This is a genomic window from Methyloversatilis thermotolerans, assembly GCF_000372885.1.
In the GTDB taxonomy this organism is placed as follows: Bacteria; Pseudomonadota; Gammaproteobacteria; order Burkholderiales; family Rhodocyclaceae; genus Methyloversatilis; species Methyloversatilis thermotolerans.
Genome location: NZ_KB889967.1, coordinates 1,806,488 through 1,821,464 on the forward strand (window position 1 = coordinate 1,806,488; position 14,977 = coordinate 1,821,464).

Here is a 14,977-nt window from a genome sequence, read left to right on the forward strand (position 1 = left end):
TCAGGCGGTGACGATTGCGCGTGCGGCCGGCAAAGGTTTTTCCGGCAGTTGCGCGATGAACTGGCAGGCCAGTGCCGCCAGATAGGGCAAGGACTGCAGGCCCAGCATGGTGACCCACAGCAGCACTTCAAGGCTGTCGGTACCGCGCATGTACAGCATGGCCGCTCCGGCGATGAACAGTGCCAGCAGCAGGTACATTTCCTCGCGTATCGGCTGGAAGAACTTCGCCAGCCCGCCTTCGGCCTTGCCCTTTGCCGTGCGCAGGAAAACGCCGCGCTTGTGCGTCAGCCCGGCAATGATGCCGCGTGCGATGGCATGCGAAAGTCCCAGACTGACCAGCGACGCCCCGGCAATGTCGGGCCAGGGGCAATCCATCGCACGGCGGTACAGGATGGGCCCCATGGCTGCCTTGGCCACCAGAAGTCCGAGCACCGGCGCCAGCATGATGGTGACCGGCAGCGAGAACATCTTGGGCCAGATGAGCATGGCCGCGGTCCAGCCGATCGCCCCCATCGCGAACAGGAACTGCAACGCATCACCGAACCACGAGAACCAGCCGGTCAGGAAGTGATAGCGCTGACCGAGCGAAAGCTTGCTGCGGCCGACCAGCGCATGCCAGTGCCCCTTCATGATCTGCATCGCTCCAAAGGCCCAACGGAAACGCTGCGACTTCAGCGCGGCAAAACTGGCCGGCGTCAGCCCGCGGCCGAACACGCGGTCGATGTATCGCAACTCATCGCCGCGCTCGAGCAGACGCAAGCCGAGCTCGGTGTCCTCACAGATGCACCACTCCGACCAACTGCCCGACTCCTCCAGGCGTGACCGGCGCACGAGGGTCATGGTGCCGTGCTGGATCAGCGCGTTGCGCTCGTGCCGGTGATGCATGCCGATGCGGAAGAAGCCATCGAACTCCCAGTTGCACATGCGCTTGAAGAAATGGCGCTCCCACTCGCGATGCGCTTGTGGCGCCTGCACGACCGCGACCCGCTCGTCGCGGAAATGCGGCACCAGCGCGCACAGCCAGTCCGCAGTCACGACATAGTCGGCATCGACCACACCGACGACCACCGCACGCGGATCGGTCTGCTTCAGCGCAAAATTCAGCGCACCCGCCTTGAAGCCCGGCCAGGAAGGCAGATGGAAGAAACGGAAGCGCGGGCCCAGCTCGGACATGCGCGCCTCGACCGGCCGCCACAAGGCCTCATCCTTGGTGTTGTTGTCGACCACGATCACTTCGAAATTCTCGTAGTTCATGGCGGCAAGACTGTCGATAGTCGCGATCACCATTTCCGGCGGCTCGTTGCAGCACGCGAGGTGCACCGACACGAAAGGCTGCAGCGCCGGCGGCAGCGGAGAGGCCGGCTTGTAGGCACGGCGCCAGCGTGCCTTGAAGAACACCTCGGCGAACTCGAAACCATTGGTCAGCAGCACGCCAGCGGTAAGTACCACGCCGAACACCAGCCCGATCAGTGCCGAAAGATCGCGCAGCGTGAAGTAATAATCGGACGGCAACCGCGCCGCGATGACGATGGCGGTAATGCAGGCCTGGACCAGCAGGCACATCCAGAGCTGGCCGCCTATGCTCATGCCACGCTGGATCACGCACAGAAGCAGCATGGGCGCGAAGGCAATGAGGGTGGCCAGCAGTGCGTCATCGATCCAGTTGCTGTTCGGATCGACCGTGCCCTCGAGCGGGAACTTGAGCTGGCGGTCGGCATTGAACATGCCCCAGTAAGCGCCGGCCCAGCCTTCGATGTCGATCTTCCAGGGCTGGTCATACGCTTCAATCAGGAAATAATCGATGTTCTTGCACAGTGTGCGGTAGAGGAATTCGCGCACGAAGCGCGCCTGGTTCTCGTCCGATGCAACCGCCGCCTGCAGGGTCGGCCCCTTGCTCGGCCAGCCGATTTCCGACACCAGGATGTGCCGCCCGGGGAAGGCCTCCTGCAGCTCGTGGTAGCGGGCCATCGCATAGTCGACCGCCTTGTCCACCGGTACGCCCTCGTGATAGGGCAACAGGTGGACGGCGAGGAAGTCGACATGGTCGGCCAGTTCCGGATTCTTCAGCCAGACATGCCAGGGCTCGGCGGTTGACACCGGCAGGTCCGTCGCGTTGCGCACCTCGTCCAGGTAGGCATACATCTCCTGCATGGTCAGATCGGTGCGCAGCAGCACCTCGTTACCGACGATGATGCGGTCGATATTCTCATTGAGCCGCGCATCGGCGAGCACGGCACCGATCTCGCGACGGTTGCGCTCCTTGTCGCGGTCCAGCCATGCGCCGGCGGTCACGTTCATCCCGTGCAGCCTGGCGAGCGCTGACACTTCCGGATTCTCGGTCGAGTTGTAGGTCCGGATACGGTGAGCGATGCCACCCAGCTGCTTCATGTCCTCATCGATTTCGGCATAGCTGGGATAGATGCCCTTGAGCGGACTCTGGTCGCGGCGGTACGGGCTGTATGAAAAACCGTCGATGTACTCGAGCGGCTCGACCACGCTGACCGGGCGATTCGTGAGGGCCCAGAGCAGGAAATGCGTGGCGGCCACACCGCCGGCGATCATCAGCGCAATCAGCAGGCGGGCGAAGGAAATCTGTCTTCTCATGTGCGGTCTTAGCGATTCCGGTTACCGCATCTTCCTTGTCCGGCAATGCAGGCGACCCGGGGCGCACGGGCGCCGGTCGACGCAAACGATGGAGAATATTCCAGCGTTCGCATAACACCGCGATTTTCCAGTAAGGTTCAGCGTTTTCCGCATACTCGTGTTGCGGCGCGGCGATGTTAACACAGCGTAATCGCCGGCTTCCGGCATGAAGGATGAGGACTACACAAGGAAACCCGAATGACGACAATGGCTGGCGCGCGCTCCGTCGCCGCCTTTCCCGCGCGCCTGATGGTCGCCGTCGCACTGGTGGCGGCGCTGGCGCTGACCCTGCGCTACGGTTTCATGCAGTCGGACGCGCTGCTCAATCTGTGTGCCACGGACACCCGGGACTGGCGTTGTGCGGTGCGCGGCATGGGCCCGCATCTGTTCATGGAAGAACGCCTCGGCTGGCTCGCGCTCGCTTTTGCCGCGACAGCCGTGTTGCTGCGAGCGAGGGCCCTGGCGATGGCCGCCGTGCTGACCGGCGTTGCCGGCATGGTGCTTTACGCGGCCGATCAGGCGGCGATCGCCTTCCTCGCCGGCCTGTGGTGCCTGATCAACCGGCGCGGCGCTGTTAACCGCAGGTAAACCGATTGTTCGCAAATTGTCCCGCATGCGCACGGCTGCGGAGGCAGGCGCTAAGCTGGCGCCACCATGAGTCAATCCAACCATAACGCCCCGGCTCGCATTCTGGTGGTCGACGACGATCCCGACCTGCGCGAGCTTCTGCGCGACTACCTGGGCAAACAGGACATGGACGTACGTACCGTGGCCGACGGCGCGGGTCTGCGCGCGGCGCTGGAGCGCGAGCCCTGCGATCTGCTCATCCTCGACATCATGCTGCCGGGGGAGGACGGACTGTCGCTGTGCCGTGAAATCCGCGCGCGCTCCAAGCTGCCCATCCTCATGCTGACCGCGCGCGGCGACGAACTGGACCGCATCATCGGCCTGGAGATGGGTGCCGACGACTACCTGCCGAAACCCTTCCATCCGCGCGAACTGCTGGCCCGCGTGCGAAGCATCCTGCGCCGGGCGCCGGATCGCGCCGAGGGCGATGGCAGCGTGCGTGGCCTGAAATTCGCGGGCTGGACACTGGATCTCGGCGCACGTCATCTGGTCGACGAGGCAGGTGTCGTCACGCCGCTGTCCAGCGGTGAATTCCGCATGCTCAACGCCCTGGTCGAGAACGCCAACCGCGTGCTGTCGCGCGACCAGCTCATGGACGTGCTGGCCGGGCGCGATGCCGGCCCGTTCGATCGCACCGTGGATGTCATGATCAGCCGCCTGCGCCGGCGCCTTGGCGACGACGGCCGCGAACCGCGCATCATCCGCACGCTGCGCAACGAAGGCTATGTCCTGAACGGTCCGGTGGAGAAGCTCTTTTGACGATGGCCGTGCGCCTCGTGCCGCGTACCCTGTTCGGCCAGATCCTGTGCGCGCTGCTCGGCGGTCTGCTGCTCGCCAATGCGCTGGGCCTGTGGCTGGTGCTGGATGACCGTTCCCGGTTGTCGCGCCAGATGCGCAGCGAATACGCCGCGGTCCGCATGGTCGAAGCGGTGACATTGATCGACGACACCCCCGCGACCGGTCGCGCCCGGCTGCTGCCGCTGCTGGAAAGCCCGAGCACACGCATCCGCGTGGACGACACATGGCATGGCGGCGGCGAGCCGGTGCCGGAAGAGTTCGATGTGTTCAACCGTCGGGTTTCCGAACTGCTGGCCGGCCGCTACCCGCACCAGATCCTTCTGCTGCGCCAGCCGGATGCGGATGACGGACCCGGCACCATGCACCCCCCGCACCCACCGCCACCCCACCTCGCGCGACTGTTTCCTGCCCCCGAGCGTCTGAACATAGTGACCCAGGTCAGGCTTGGCGATGGCAAGGTACTCACCTTCCGTTATTCGCCGCCACCGCCGCCGGTGGAACGCCCCCTGCGCATCATCATCGGCCTGCTGCTGGTAGCCGCGATCGTGAGCGTGCTGTCGGTCTGGGTGGTACGCCGCCTGACCCGGCCGCTGGCCATGTTCGCGCGCGCCGCCGACGGACTGGCGCGCAATCTCGACCAGCCGGCGCTCGCTACCGCCGGCCCGCGCGAGGTGGCCAGCGCGGCCGAGGCTTTCAACCGGATGCAGAAGGCGCTGCGCACATTGATCCAGACACGGGCACAAGCACTCGCCGGCGTGTCGCACGACCTGCGCCTGCCGATCACGCGGGTGCGCCTGCGGCTCGAACAATTGGCCGAAGGCACGGTGCGCGACGCCATCGAGCGCGATCTGGCGGAGATGGAAACGCTGATCGACGACACACTGGCCTTCCTGCGCGCCGGCGAGAGCGCGGAAGCGGCTTCGCCGACACGGCTCGATGCGCTGATCGAAGGCGTGGCCGACGACATCATGGCGCTGGGCGCGGACATCGAGGTCAGCGGGCAACTGCTCCGGCCGGTCAGGCTGCGGCCAATGCAGACGCGGAGAGCGCTCGCCAACCTGATGGACAACGCCCGCCGCTACGGCAGCGGACGCATCCACGTCACGCTGTCATCGGACAAGGACTGCGCGGTGATCGACATCGATGACGACGGACCGGGCATTCCGGACAGCGAACGCGAACACGTGTTCGAACCCTATGTGCGCCTGGAACAGTCGCGTGCGCGCCACACCGGCGGCAGCGGTCTCGGACTGGCCATCGCACGCGCCATCATCCGTGCGCAGGGGGGCGACATCACGCTGTTGCAGTCACCGTCGGGCGGCCTGCGGGCGCGCATCACGCTGCCGCTGCACTGACCCACCCGACGCGGCTGCCCGCACGGCCGATGAGAGCGCCCCTCCCGGCCCCGGCTATCCGAACGCAGCTCAGTCCTGTTGCCAGCGCGCGGCGGCGCTGTCGTCCGACTCGCGTGCGTCGACCCAGCGGCTTCCTGCCGGCGTGTCCTCGCGTTTCCAGAACGGAGCACGGGTTTTCAGGTAATCCATGATGAATTCGCAGGCGGCAAACGCCTCGCCGCGGTGGGCGCCCGCAACGACCACCAGCACGATGCGATCAGCCGGACGCAGCGTGCCGACGCGATGGATCACACGCACGGCCAGGATGTCCCAGCGCGCCTTCGCCTGTTCGACGATGTCGGCCAGTGCGGCCTCGGTCATGCCCGGATAGTGCTCCAGCGTCATCGCGGTCACGCCGGAACCCTCGTTCATGTCGCGCACCAGTCCGGTAAACGTGGCCACCGCACCGATATCGCCACGGCCAGCCATCAACGCGTCGATCTCGGCCCCGATATCGAAATCGGCCTGCTGCACGCTCACGCTCATCGCCCGCTCCTCGCTTGCCGGCTCCCGGTCACCCGCTTGCCTCTCATCCACCCGTGACCGGCGGAAAGAAGGCCACCTCGTCGCCGTCGGTCACTGCGTCATCCGGATCCGCCATGCGCTGGTTCACCGCCGCCCGCAGATTCTTCATCTGCGCGAGCGCGGTCCATGCACCGCCCCGACCGGCGATCACGGCACGCACGCCGGCAAGCGTGGTTGCCCCCTCAGGCAGTTCGACCGTTTCTCCGGACGAACCGAGCGCTTCGCGCAAGGCCGCGAAATACAGCACCTTGATCTTCATCGTCATGATTCAGTAAAGCAGCGATTCGAAGGACAGGAAAGGCAGCACATCGCCGCGCACCACCACCCGGTTGGCGGCGATATCGGCCAGGCCGTCGCCCCACACGGTCGAGGTAAGCACGCCCGAACTCTGGTTGCAAAACAGATCGAGTCCGCCCTCGGCATTGCGTCTCACGCGCAGGAATTCGCGACGGCGATCCGGTCGCGTCCAGTCGAAGTCTGCGCGCAACGCATACGGCTGCGGTGCAATTTCGCGCATACCCGTGCGCCGCAGCAGGAAGGGACGGACCAGCAGCAGGAAGGTGACGAAGCTGGACACCGGATTGCCCGGCAGGCCGATGAAATCGGCGTAACCGCCATCGCCGCGGCGCACGTGTCCACGCGCGAGCGGCTTGCCCGGCTTCATCGCGATGCGCCAGCTCTCGAGCGCGCCTTCGGCCGCCAGCGCCGGCTTGATGTGATCTTCCTCTCCCACCCCCACGCCGCCGCTGGTCAGGATGAGATCGCTGCACTCCGCCGCCTGCCGCAATGCGGCGCGTGTGGCGTCGAGGCGATCCGGCACGATGCCCATGTCCACCACCTTGCAGCCGAGGTTTTCGCACAGCACGCGCAAGGTGTAGCGATTGGAATTGTAGATGCCGCCCGGCGGCAGCGGCTCGCCCGGCATCACCAGTTCGTCGCCGGTGGAAAACAGCGCAACGCGTGGCCGGCGGACGACTTCGAGCCGGGCCCGCCCGGCGGTGGCGGCCAGGCCGATCTCCTGCGCGCGCAGCCGGGTGCCGGCGCGCAGGATCACGTCGCCAACCTGCATGTCCTCGCCGGCGCGTCGTATCCAGGCGCCAGGCTGGGGCAACTGGTCGATGATGACACCCTGTTCGGCCGGCTGCGTCATTTCCTGCATCACGATGGCATCCGCGCCGGCCGGCACCGGCGCGCCGGTGAAAATGCGCGCACAAGTGCCGGCGGCGAGCGGCGTGCCGACATGACCAGCGGCGATGCGCTGGCTCACCGGCAGACACACGCCGGGCGCGCCGACATCGGCCAGCCGGACCGCGTAGCCATCCATGCTGGAATTGTCATACGGCGGCACCGTGACGCCGGACACCAGATCGGCCGCCAGAACGCGTCCCGCGGCGTCGAAGGTGTCCTGCACCTCGATGTCGGTGATCGGCCGCGCTGCCGCCAGCAGGCGGTCGCGCGCGACCTCCAGCGAAATCATCTCGTTCATCGGAATCCGTGAAAACGAAGAATGAAGCCGGCAACCGCCGGCACATCGTTGAGGTCCAGGCGAGGCAAGGGAAGTTCCATCGCTTCGTCGCTGGCGACCGCGACCACATGGGGATTGTCCGGATACAGCAGGGGCCGGCCGTAGGAGGGGCGGTGCACCTCCAGCTTGGGTATCGGCGACACCTTGTAGCCCTCCACCAGCAGCAGGTCGCAGTCGCCCATGACGGCCATCTGCTCGTCCAGCGTCGGCTCGGGCCGGTCACGCAATTCGTGCATGAGCACCCAGCGTCGCCCGGACACCAGCATCACCTCGCGGCAACCGGCTTCGCGCAGGCGATAGGAATCCTTGCCCGGACGATCGATGTCGAAACCTTCGTGCGCATGCTTGATCAGCGACACGGTCAGGCCTTCGTCGATGAACAGCGGGATGAGGCGCTCGATCAGCGTGGTCTTGCCGGCGCCGCTGTAGCCGGCAAATCCGAAAACTTTCATGGATGTCTGTGCCGCAGGCGGTCGCACGAGCGACCGCCTGCCCCTGGACTGGAAAGGCGCGATTATGGACCCAAGACGTCGTGCGGGGCCGATCCGCTGTCAACCACCGTTGCGTATCCGGGCGACCAGCGCGGCTGTGTATTCCTTGGTGGACGCACGGCCGCCGAGGTCGCCGGTGAGCACGCGATCGACGTTCAGCGTGTCGGACACGGCCTGGCGTATGCGGTCGCCCTTGTCCTTCATTTTCACGTGGTCGAGCATCAGCGCGGCGGCCAGCACCAGCGCGGTGGGATTGGCGATGCCCTTGCCGGCGATGTCGGGCGCCGATCCATGGACCGCCTCGAAGATGGCTGCATCGGCGCCGATATTGGAGCCCGGCGCCATGCCCAGGCCGCCCACCAGACCGGCGGTCAGGTCGGACAGGATGTCGCCGAACAGATTGGTGGTGACCAGCACATCGAACTGCCACGGGTTCATCACCAGCTTCATGCAGCAGGCGTCCACGATCACCTGCTCGAATTCGATGCGGCCCTTGTAGCGCTCCTCGTACATCTGCTGCGCGGTTTCCAGGAAGATGCCGGTAAGCGCCTTCATGATGTTGGCCTTGTGCACCACGGTCACCTTGCGGCGGCCCAGCGCGATCGCGTGCTCGAACGCGTACTCGAGTATGTGACGCGAGCCCTGCCGCGTATTCACGCCGGTGGACATCGCCACCGCGTGCGGATCGCCCTCGATCGGGATGAAATGCTCGTAGCCCATGTAGAGGCCTTCGAGATTCTCGCGGCAGACAATGAGATCGATCTTGTCGTAGCGACCACCCGGAATGAGCGTGCGCGCCGGCCGGATGTTCGCGTACAGCTTGAATTCCTCGCGCAGCCGCACGTTGATCGAACGGAAACCGCCACCGACCGGCGTTTCCAGCGGTCCCTTCAACGCCAGGCGGGTACGCCGGATGCTGTCCAGCGTGCGCGCGGGCAGTGGATCGCCCTCGCCCTTCAGCGCACCCATGCCTGCCGGCTGCTCGTCCCACTCGAACGGGGCTCCGACAGCGTCCAGCGCCGCCAGTGCGGCATCCATGATTTCCGGCCCTATGCCGTCACCGGGTATCAGTGTGGCGGGAAGCTTCTGCGCGCTCATTCGGGGTCTCCTGTGTATTGGTATGCGCCACCCGTTGCGGCGATCGGTTGGACCGCGCAACGGGAGTTTCCGGCGTTTGAAGCAAGAAATCTGCCTCTGATGCGGACCCGCCGGCGGGTCCTTTTCCTCAATTCGTGGTCGCCGGTTCCAGCGAGCGCCACACCGTCGCGCCGCCGCTCGCCTTGTCGATGTCGGCCAGCACCCTTTCGTGTTCGGCGATCTCCTCCGCCGTCGCGCGCACCTGGCGCAGCGCACCACGCGGGCGCGCCGCAGCCGCCGCACGCACCGCCGCAGGCTCGGGTTCCAGATCGATGATGAGACTTTCCTGGCCGCGGGTCATGGCCAGGTAAACCTCGACCAGCAATTCGGCATCGAGCAGCGCGCCATGAAACTCGCGATGCGAATTCTCGATCCCGAAGCGCTCGCACAGCGCGTCCAGGTTGGCGCGTTTGCCGGGGAACATGTCGCGCGCCATGCGCACCGTATCGATTGCTGGCCAGACGCAGATTTCGCGCAACGGAGAGCGCTTGACGATACTCAGTTCGTTGTCGAGGAAGCCGACATCGAAGGCGGCGTTGTGGATGATCAGCTCCGCACCGCGCACGAAGTCGACGAACTGATCGACCACATCGCGGAACCTGGGCTTGTCGGCGAGGAATTCCGTGGTGATGCCGTGCACCGCCACCGCGCCTTCGGGCACCTCGCGCTCCGGGTTCACATAAAGATGCAGGTGGCGGCCGGTGCGCTTGCGGCCGACCAGTTCCACACAGCCCAGCTCGATCAGCCGGTCGCCGTTCTGCCATTCCAGGCCGGTGGTTTCGGTATCGAGAACGATCTGGCGGGTCATGTCTTCATCCTGCGGTCAGCTCACGGGGTCCGGGGCGACATTCTAGCGGCTGCGACTTGCGGCTCGCTGACGCCCCGGCGGCCGCATCGTGCACATCGCGGTTCACGCCGGTGAACGCGGAATGGCTTCACGCGCGAGGCGGTCCACCCGCTCGTTCTCCGGATGTCCGGCATGGCCCTTGACCCAGCGCCACTCCACCTGGTGCAGGCGTGCCTCCGCGTCCAGCGCCTGCCACAGATCCACATTCTTGACCGGATCCCCCCCGGCGGTCTTCCAGCCCTTGCGCTTCCAGCCGTGTATCCATTCGCTGATGCCCTTCTGCACGTATTGCGAGTCGGTATAGACCACCGCCCGCACCGGCTTCTTCAGCGTTTTCAGGGCCTCGATCACCGCCATCAGTTCCATGCGGTTGTTGGTGGTCGAGCGCTCGCCACCCGACAGTTCCTTCTCGTGCGGACCGCTCATGAGCAGAGCGCCCCAGCCGCCCGGGCCGGGATTGCCACTGCAGGCGCCGTCGGTGTAGATGATGACTTCGTCCAACAGGTATTCACTCCAGAAAGTTGAAGACAGCCGGCGGCGGGCCGGCCATCGCCAGATCAATGATCTGCCGGTTCCGGCGCGCGGTTCTTCTGGGCACGCGGGCTGACCGTGCCGAGCGCGCGCGCAGCCGCCTTCCTGTCATTCCAGGCCGGTGTAATGAGGCGCATGCCCCGCACCCGCTTGATACCCTGCAGCACATAGGTGCCACCAAGGAAGGGCCACCAGCGACGACCGGCGTTCTCCATGAAATGCCAGCGCGCCAGCCACTTGTCGCTGCGCACCGGCGGGCAGTAACAGCCGAAACATCCGGCCTGGCTGTCCAGGCTGAGCAATTTGAACCAGTCGCGCAGACGCGGCACCGACAGCCAGTCCCCGTTCCAGGGAAAAGGCTCGCGCTCGCGCAGCCGTCGACGTGCCCCCCACAGGCTGAATGGGTTGAAACCGGTCACCAGAACATGACCTTCCGGCACCAGCACGCGCTCGACCTCACGCAGGATGGCGTGCGGATCGTCGGCGAATTCAAGCACATGCGGCAGCACGATCAGATCCACGCTGGCCGCCGGAAAGGGCAACTGGACAGCATCGCAGACCAGGGCGGGACTTGTCGCCGATCTATCGTCGTCGCAGCCGAGCTTGAACGGCATGCGATTGGCGCGCAGATAGTCATGCTCCAGCAACCCGACCTGCACCGCGTTGTAACCGAATACATCGCTCACGATTTCATCGACGCGCGCATGCTCCCAGCCCTGGACATACTGTCCCTGCGGGGTATCCAGCCATTCGTGAAATCCGGGAATAGACATGGGTCAGGTGGGTTGTCGCAGCCGGTGCATTGTCAACGCGCAGCCCAGCCGCCAGAATCGCGGCGATGAAGATATATCCGATCCCCGCATTTGGCGACAATTATCTTTGGCTCGCCACCTCAGGTGACCGGGCGCTGGTGGTCGACCCTGGCGATGCCGCGCCGGTTCTGGCCGCTCTCGAACACCATTCGCTGCGCCTGGACACCATACTGATCACCCATCACCACGCCGATCACACCGGCGGCACCGGCGAACTGAAGCGGCGCACCGGTGCGCGCGTATTCGGTCCTGCGGACGAACGCATCGAGCATCTCGACGACGTGGTCAGGGAAGGCAGCCGTATCGAGCTGTCGTGGCTGCCGACGTCCCTGGCCGTACTCGAGGTGCCCGGCCATACCCGCAGCCACATCGCCTATTGCGGCGCAGGCAGCCTGTTCTGCGGCGACACGCTGTTTGCCGGCGGCTGCGGTCGCCTGTTCGAAGGCAGCGCGGAACAGATGTGGCATTCGCTGTCGCGGCTGGCATCGCTGCCGCTGCATACGCTCATCTACTGCGCGCATGAATACACGGCCGCCAATCTGCGATTCGCGCAGGCGGTGGAACCGGACAACGACGCCTTGAGCACCCGCATCCGGCGCGTCAACCGGCTGCGCGAACGCGGACAGGCCACGCTGCCCTGTCCGCTGGCGATCGAACTGGCCACCAATCCCTTCCTGCGGGTCCGCGAGCCGGCGGTCATCCGTGCCGCTGAATCCTTCGCAGGACGGCGGCTGGATACACCGGTCGAGGTATTCGCGGCACTGCGCGAGTGGAAGAACAGATTCTGAAGGCCCCCGGTCCGGAAACCCGCAGGGCAAGCGGGATGGCCGACCGGTCAGCCGGCAACCGTCTCGGACTGTTTGTAGCCGACCCGGTCACGCCCGCCTGACTTGGCGGCGTAGAGCGCCAGATCGGCTTCGGCGATCAGGTCCTGAGGGCCGCCAGGAGAACTGCCGGGCTGCATGCTGGAAACGCCCACACTGATGGTGACATGGCCGGACAGAGCCGCACTGTGCGGCATGCGCAGCGCACGTATCGACTCCACCAGCCCTTCGGCGACGTTGCGCGCGCCGGCGAGATCGGTTTCCGGCAGCACCAGCGCGAATTCCTCGCCGCCATAGCGCGCAACCAGATCGCTCGGGCGACGGGACACCGCCTGCAGGGCACTGGCGACGGCCTTCAGGCACTCGTCGCCACCCAGGTGACCATAGGTGTCGTTGTACAGCTTGAAGTGATCCACATCGATCAGCGCGAGCGACATCGGCCGCTTGTAGCGCGCCGCCCGCCGCCACTCGCGCAACATGGTTTCGTCGAAGTGGCGGCGATTGGCGAGCCCGGTCAGGCCATCCTGCGAGGTGAGCCGGGTCAGTTCCTGGTTGGCTGCATCGAGCTTGCGTGTCAGCACCACCAGCGAATAGCGCATCTGCAGGATGCGCTGCATGGCCCTCACCTTCGCCGCCAGCACCACCTCGCTGATCGGCTTGAACAGATAGTCGTCGCCGCCTGCGGTGATGCCCTGCACCAGATCGCTGTCCGCGGTGCGCGCGGTCAGGAAGATGATGGGTGTCCATTCGCCGGACTGCTCGATGGCGCGTATGCGCCGCGCCACCTCGTAGCCATCCATGCCGGGCAGCACGACGTCCAGCAGCACAATGTCGGGATTGTGTTGCCGGAACAGCTCGATACCGCTCTCGCCGTCCGTTGCGGCGATGGGCGAGATGCCCATTCTTTCGAGATGCTGACTGACGACTGCCAGCCCCGTCTGCGAATCTTCGATGACCAGCGCTTTCATGGCTGCTTCCGGCTTTCTTTTTTTGTGATCATATCGTGAAGACCGGTAACAGCAAGAAGCTTCTTCTTTACGGACGGGAAGCCCCGGTGGATTGAACGCCTGCCGCAGGTCGACGGTCGATGCAGCTCTGTCCTCTCGGTCCCGCCTCCCGGGTTTGACGCTGGCCGGTCCGGCTGGCTAGGATTCGGGGTTTGGTTTTTCCGCTGCAATGCCGTACTTCACCGCATCCCTGCTGCGCAAGGCGCTGCTGGTCGCGTGCGCCGCAACGATTGCGGGTTGCGCGTCGACCGGCAGTGCACCCACCGGTCAGGCGCCGGACGAACCGGCTGTCCTTCCCGGCAGCGCGCCGGCAGTGCGCGGGCCGGCGGTACGACGTACGCCATCGCCGCCCCCTCGCACCACGCCGGGCATCAAGCCGGGCAAGGCCGAACCGATCGCTTTTCCCGAACCGACCGAAGTGGTCGAGAACGCCGACAACGACGTCAAGCCCATCGATCTGACCGCACCTCCCGATGACCTGTGGGAGCGCATACGCAAGGGCTTCGGCATGGCCGACCTGGAAAGCCCTCTGGTTGCGGAACACCAGGCCTGGTACCTGAACCGGCCCGACTACATGCGGCGCATGATCGAACGGGGCCGCCGCTACATGTTCCACATCGTCGAGGAAATCGAGAAGCGCGGACTGCCGACCGAACTGGCGCTGTTGCCCATGGTGGAAAGCGCCTACAACCCGGAGGCGCTGTCGGTCGCCAAGGCATCGGGGCTGTGGCAGTTCATCCCGTCCACCGGAAAGCTGTACGGTCTGGAACAGAATGCGCAGCGCGACGACCGCCGCGACATCGTCGCCTCCACCTCCGCCGCGCTCGATTATCTGCAGAAGATCTACGAAATGCACGGCGACTGGCATCTGGCGCTCGCTTCGTACAACTGGGGCGAAGGTGCGGTCGGTCGGGCGGTGATGCGCAATCAGGCGGCCGGCCTGCCCACCGACTACATGTCGCTGAACATGCCCGCCGAAACGCGCCACTACGTGCCCAAGCTGCAGGCGCTCAAGAACATCATCGCCCAGCCCGACCTGTTCGGGCTGGAACTCGACATGGTGGAAAACAAGCCCTACTTCGCGCTGGTGAGCGAGGCGCCGACCATGGATCTGGCCACGGCAGCCAGACTGGCGGACGTGCCGGTCGCGGAACTGAAGGCGCTCAACCCGCAGCACAAGCGCCCGGTCATCCGGGCCGGCGATGGCGGCGCACAACTGGTACTGCCCGCCGACGCGGTGGACACCTTCATGTCCAACCTGAACAACGGCGACGTCGAGGCGGCCGCGCCACCGGGTTCGTCCTGGCGCACCTACACCCTGGGCGGCAAGGAAACGGTCGCCACCGTGGTGCGCAAGTTCGGCGTGTCGGAATGGCGGCTGCGCCGTTTCAACGGGCTGTCGCCGACCGCACGCATCGGTCCGGGCACCACTCTGCTGGTACCCGAAGAAGAGGCGGAACTGGCCGGTCTGCCCGGCAGCTCGGCGGAAGAGGCGCCCAAGCTGGGGGTGGACAAACCTCGCTACAAACGCGTCAAACGAAATGGCAAATGGGTGACGGTGCCGATCACATCGAACGCAAAGAAACCGGTCAAGGCCGCACCCGCCGGCAAGGCGTTGAAAGCCAAGCCGGCACCGCCCCGCAAGGTGGCAACGCCGGCCAAAAAGCCTGCCGCCGGAAAGAAGTGAAGCTGACGACGCCGGCCGAGAGTGGAATGCCGGCGTCAGCAAGCCACCGCGCACACCTTGCCGCCCGGACCGCCCATCGCACAGCGAGCATCCGGGAACATCGCCCGTTCCGAGTCACAGGCGCGGTTG

General features: G+C 65.6%; 15 protein-coding genes. 5 read left to right on the plus strand and 10 right to left on the minus strand.

The genetic code is table 11. The features are described 5' to 3' along the window. Entirely contained in the window at positions 1–2,604 is a 2,604-nt protein-coding gene (locus A3Q7_RS0107895) for a glycosyltransferase (protein ID WP_018411321.1), read from the minus strand. A 237-nt stretch (positions 2,605–2,841) separates the two neighbouring features. On the opposite strand from A3Q7_RS0107895, the gene A3Q7_RS0107900 reads away from it, so the two are divergent. From A3Q7_RS0107900 to A3Q7_RS0107910, 3 genes are all read left to right on the plus strand, one after another. After that, the gene (locus A3Q7_RS0107900; RefSeq protein ID WP_018411322.1) at positions 2,842–3,231 is read left to right on the plus strand and encodes a hypothetical protein; all 390 of its coding nucleotides are present in this window, start codon (positions 2,842–2,844) and stop codon (positions 3,229–3,231) included. A gap of 66 nt (positions 3,232–3,297) precedes the next feature. Beyond that, complete coding sequence (locus A3Q7_RS0107905) at positions 3,298–4,029, plus strand: response regulator (protein WP_040570683.1); 732 nt, start codon at positions 3,298–3,300, stop codon at positions 4,027–4,029. A gap of 2 nt (positions 4,030–4,031) precedes the next feature. After that, positions 4,032–5,423 carry an ATP-binding protein gene (locus tag A3Q7_RS0107910; RefSeq protein ID WP_018411324.1) on the plus strand — a complete coding sequence of 464 codons (1,392 nt, stop codon included), beginning with the start codon at positions 4,032–4,034 and terminating at the stop codon, positions 5,421–5,423. 69 nt (positions 5,424–5,492) lie between these two features. Here the strand turns inward: A3Q7_RS0107910 and moaE are convergent, their stop codons facing one another. From moaE to A3Q7_RS0107950, 8 genes are all read right to left on the minus strand, one after another. After that, positions 5,493–5,948: a molybdopterin synthase catalytic subunit MoaE gene (gene moaE, locus A3Q7_RS0107915; protein ID WP_018411325.1), complete on the minus strand. Its 456-nt coding sequence runs from the start codon at positions 5,946–5,948 to the stop codon at positions 5,493–5,495. A gap of 43 nt (positions 5,949–5,991) precedes the next feature. Next, positions 5,992–6,246 (minus strand): molybdopterin converting factor subunit 1, encoded by a 255-nt coding sequence (gene moaD, locus A3Q7_RS0107920; protein WP_026224610.1) that lies wholly within the window; start codon positions 6,244–6,246, stop codon positions 5,992–5,994. 9 nt (positions 6,247–6,255) lie between these two features. Next, entirely contained in the window at positions 6,256–7,473 is a 1,218-nt protein-coding gene (locus A3Q7_RS0107925) for a molybdopterin molybdotransferase MoeA (protein WP_018411327.1), read from the minus strand. Then, the gene (mobB, locus tag A3Q7_RS0107930) at positions 7,470–7,964 is read right to left on the minus strand and encodes a molybdopterin-guanine dinucleotide biosynthesis protein B (protein WP_018411328.1); all 495 of its coding nucleotides are present in this window, start codon (positions 7,962–7,964) and stop codon (positions 7,470–7,472) included. The genes A3Q7_RS0107925 and mobB overlap by 4 nt, the downstream gene beginning before the upstream one ends. Before the next feature lie 99 nt (positions 7,965–8,063). After that, complete coding sequence (locus A3Q7_RS0107935) at positions 8,064–9,101, minus strand: isocitrate/isopropylmalate family dehydrogenase (RefSeq protein WP_018411329.1); 1,038 nt, start codon at positions 9,099–9,101, stop codon at positions 8,064–8,066. Between the two features lie 127 nt (positions 9,102–9,228). Continuing rightward, a complete protein-coding gene (gene dnaQ, locus A3Q7_RS0107940; RefSeq protein ID WP_018411330.1) occupies positions 9,229–9,948 on the minus strand; it encodes a DNA polymerase III subunit epsilon in 720 nt (239 codons plus the stop codon). A 102-nt stretch (positions 9,949–10,050) separates the two neighbouring features. Then, positions 10,051–10,488: a ribonuclease HI gene (gene rnhA, locus A3Q7_RS0107945; protein ID WP_018411331.1), complete on the minus strand. Its 438-nt coding sequence runs from the start codon at positions 10,486–10,488 to the stop codon at positions 10,051–10,053. Positions 10,489–10,544: 56 nt separating this feature from the next. Beyond that, positions 10,545–11,291: a class I SAM-dependent methyltransferase gene (locus A3Q7_RS0107950; protein ID WP_018411332.1), complete on the minus strand. Its 747-nt coding sequence runs from the start codon at positions 11,289–11,291 to the stop codon at positions 10,545–10,547. Between the two features lie 65 nt (positions 11,292–11,356). On the opposite strand from A3Q7_RS0107950, the gene gloB reads away from it, so the two are divergent. After that, a complete protein-coding gene (gloB, locus tag A3Q7_RS0107955) occupies positions 11,357–12,118 on the plus strand; it encodes a hydroxyacylglutathione hydrolase (protein ID WP_018411333.1) in 762 nt (253 codons plus the stop codon). Between the two features lie 47 nt (positions 12,119–12,165). Here the strand turns inward: gloB and A3Q7_RS0107960 are convergent, their stop codons facing one another. Further along, the gene (locus A3Q7_RS0107960) at positions 12,166–13,122 is read right to left on the minus strand and encodes a GGDEF domain-containing response regulator (RefSeq protein ID WP_018411334.1); all 957 of its coding nucleotides are present in this window, start codon (positions 13,120–13,122) and stop codon (positions 12,166–12,168) included. Positions 13,123–13,330: 208 nt separating this feature from the next. On the opposite strand from A3Q7_RS0107960, the gene A3Q7_RS0107965 reads away from it, so the two are divergent. Beyond that, positions 13,331–14,848: a transglycosylase SLT domain-containing protein gene (locus tag A3Q7_RS0107965; RefSeq protein WP_018411335.1), complete on the plus strand. Its 1,518-nt coding sequence runs from the start codon at positions 13,331–13,333 to the stop codon at positions 14,846–14,848. The last annotated feature ends 129 nt before the right edge of the window (positions 14,849–14,977 follow it).

Excerpts from the sequence above, each read along its gene's own strand:
- A3Q7_RS0107895 (WP_018411321.1), bottom strand. The coding sequence starts at position 2,604 with ATGAGAAGACAGATTTCCTTCGCCCGCCTGCTGATTGCGCTGATGATC.
- A3Q7_RS0107900 (WP_018411322.1), top strand. The coding sequence starts at position 2,842 with ATGACGACAATGGCTGGCGCGCGCTCCGTCGCCGCCTTTCCCGCGCGC.
- A3Q7_RS0107905 (WP_040570683.1), top strand. The coding sequence starts at position 3,298 with ATGAGTCAATCCAACCATAACGCCCCGGCTCGCATTCTGGTGGTCGAC.
- A3Q7_RS0107910 (WP_018411324.1), top strand. The coding sequence starts at position 4,032 with ATGGCCGTGCGCCTCGTGCCGCGTACCCTGTTCGGCCAGATCCTGTGC.
- moaE (WP_018411325.1), bottom strand. The coding sequence starts at position 5,948 with ATGAGCGTGAGCGTGCAGCAGGCCGATTTCGATATCGGGGCCGAGATC.
- moaD (WP_026224610.1), bottom strand. The coding sequence starts at position 6,246 with ATGAAGATCAAGGTGCTGTATTTCGCGGCCTTGCGCGAAGCGCTCGGT.
- A3Q7_RS0107925 (WP_018411327.1), bottom strand. The coding sequence starts at position 7,473 with ATGAACGAGATGATTTCGCTGGAGGTCGCGCGCGACCGCCTGCTGGCG.
- mobB (WP_018411328.1), bottom strand. The coding sequence starts at position 7,964 with ATGAAAGTTTTCGGATTTGCCGGCTACAGCGGCGCCGGCAAGACCACG.
- A3Q7_RS0107935 (WP_018411329.1), bottom strand. The coding sequence starts at position 9,101 with ATGAGCGCGCAGAAGCTTCCCGCCACACTGATACCCGGTGACGGCATA.
- dnaQ (WP_018411330.1), bottom strand. The coding sequence starts at position 9,948 with ATGACCCGCCAGATCGTTCTCGATACCGAAACCACCGGCCTGGAATGG.
- A3Q7_RS0107950 (WP_018411332.1), bottom strand. The coding sequence starts at position 11,291 with ATGTCTATTCCCGGATTTCACGAATGGCTGGATACCCCGCAGGGACAG.
- gloB (WP_018411333.1), top strand. The coding sequence starts at position 11,357 with ATGAAGATATATCCGATCCCCGCATTTGGCGACAATTATCTTTGGCTC.
- A3Q7_RS0107960 (WP_018411334.1), bottom strand. The coding sequence starts at position 13,122 with ATGAAAGCGCTGGTCATCGAAGATTCGCAGACGGGGCTGGCAGTCGTC.
- A3Q7_RS0107965 (WP_018411335.1), top strand. The coding sequence starts at position 13,331 with ATGCCGTACTTCACCGCATCCCTGCTGCGCAAGGCGCTGCTGGTCGCG.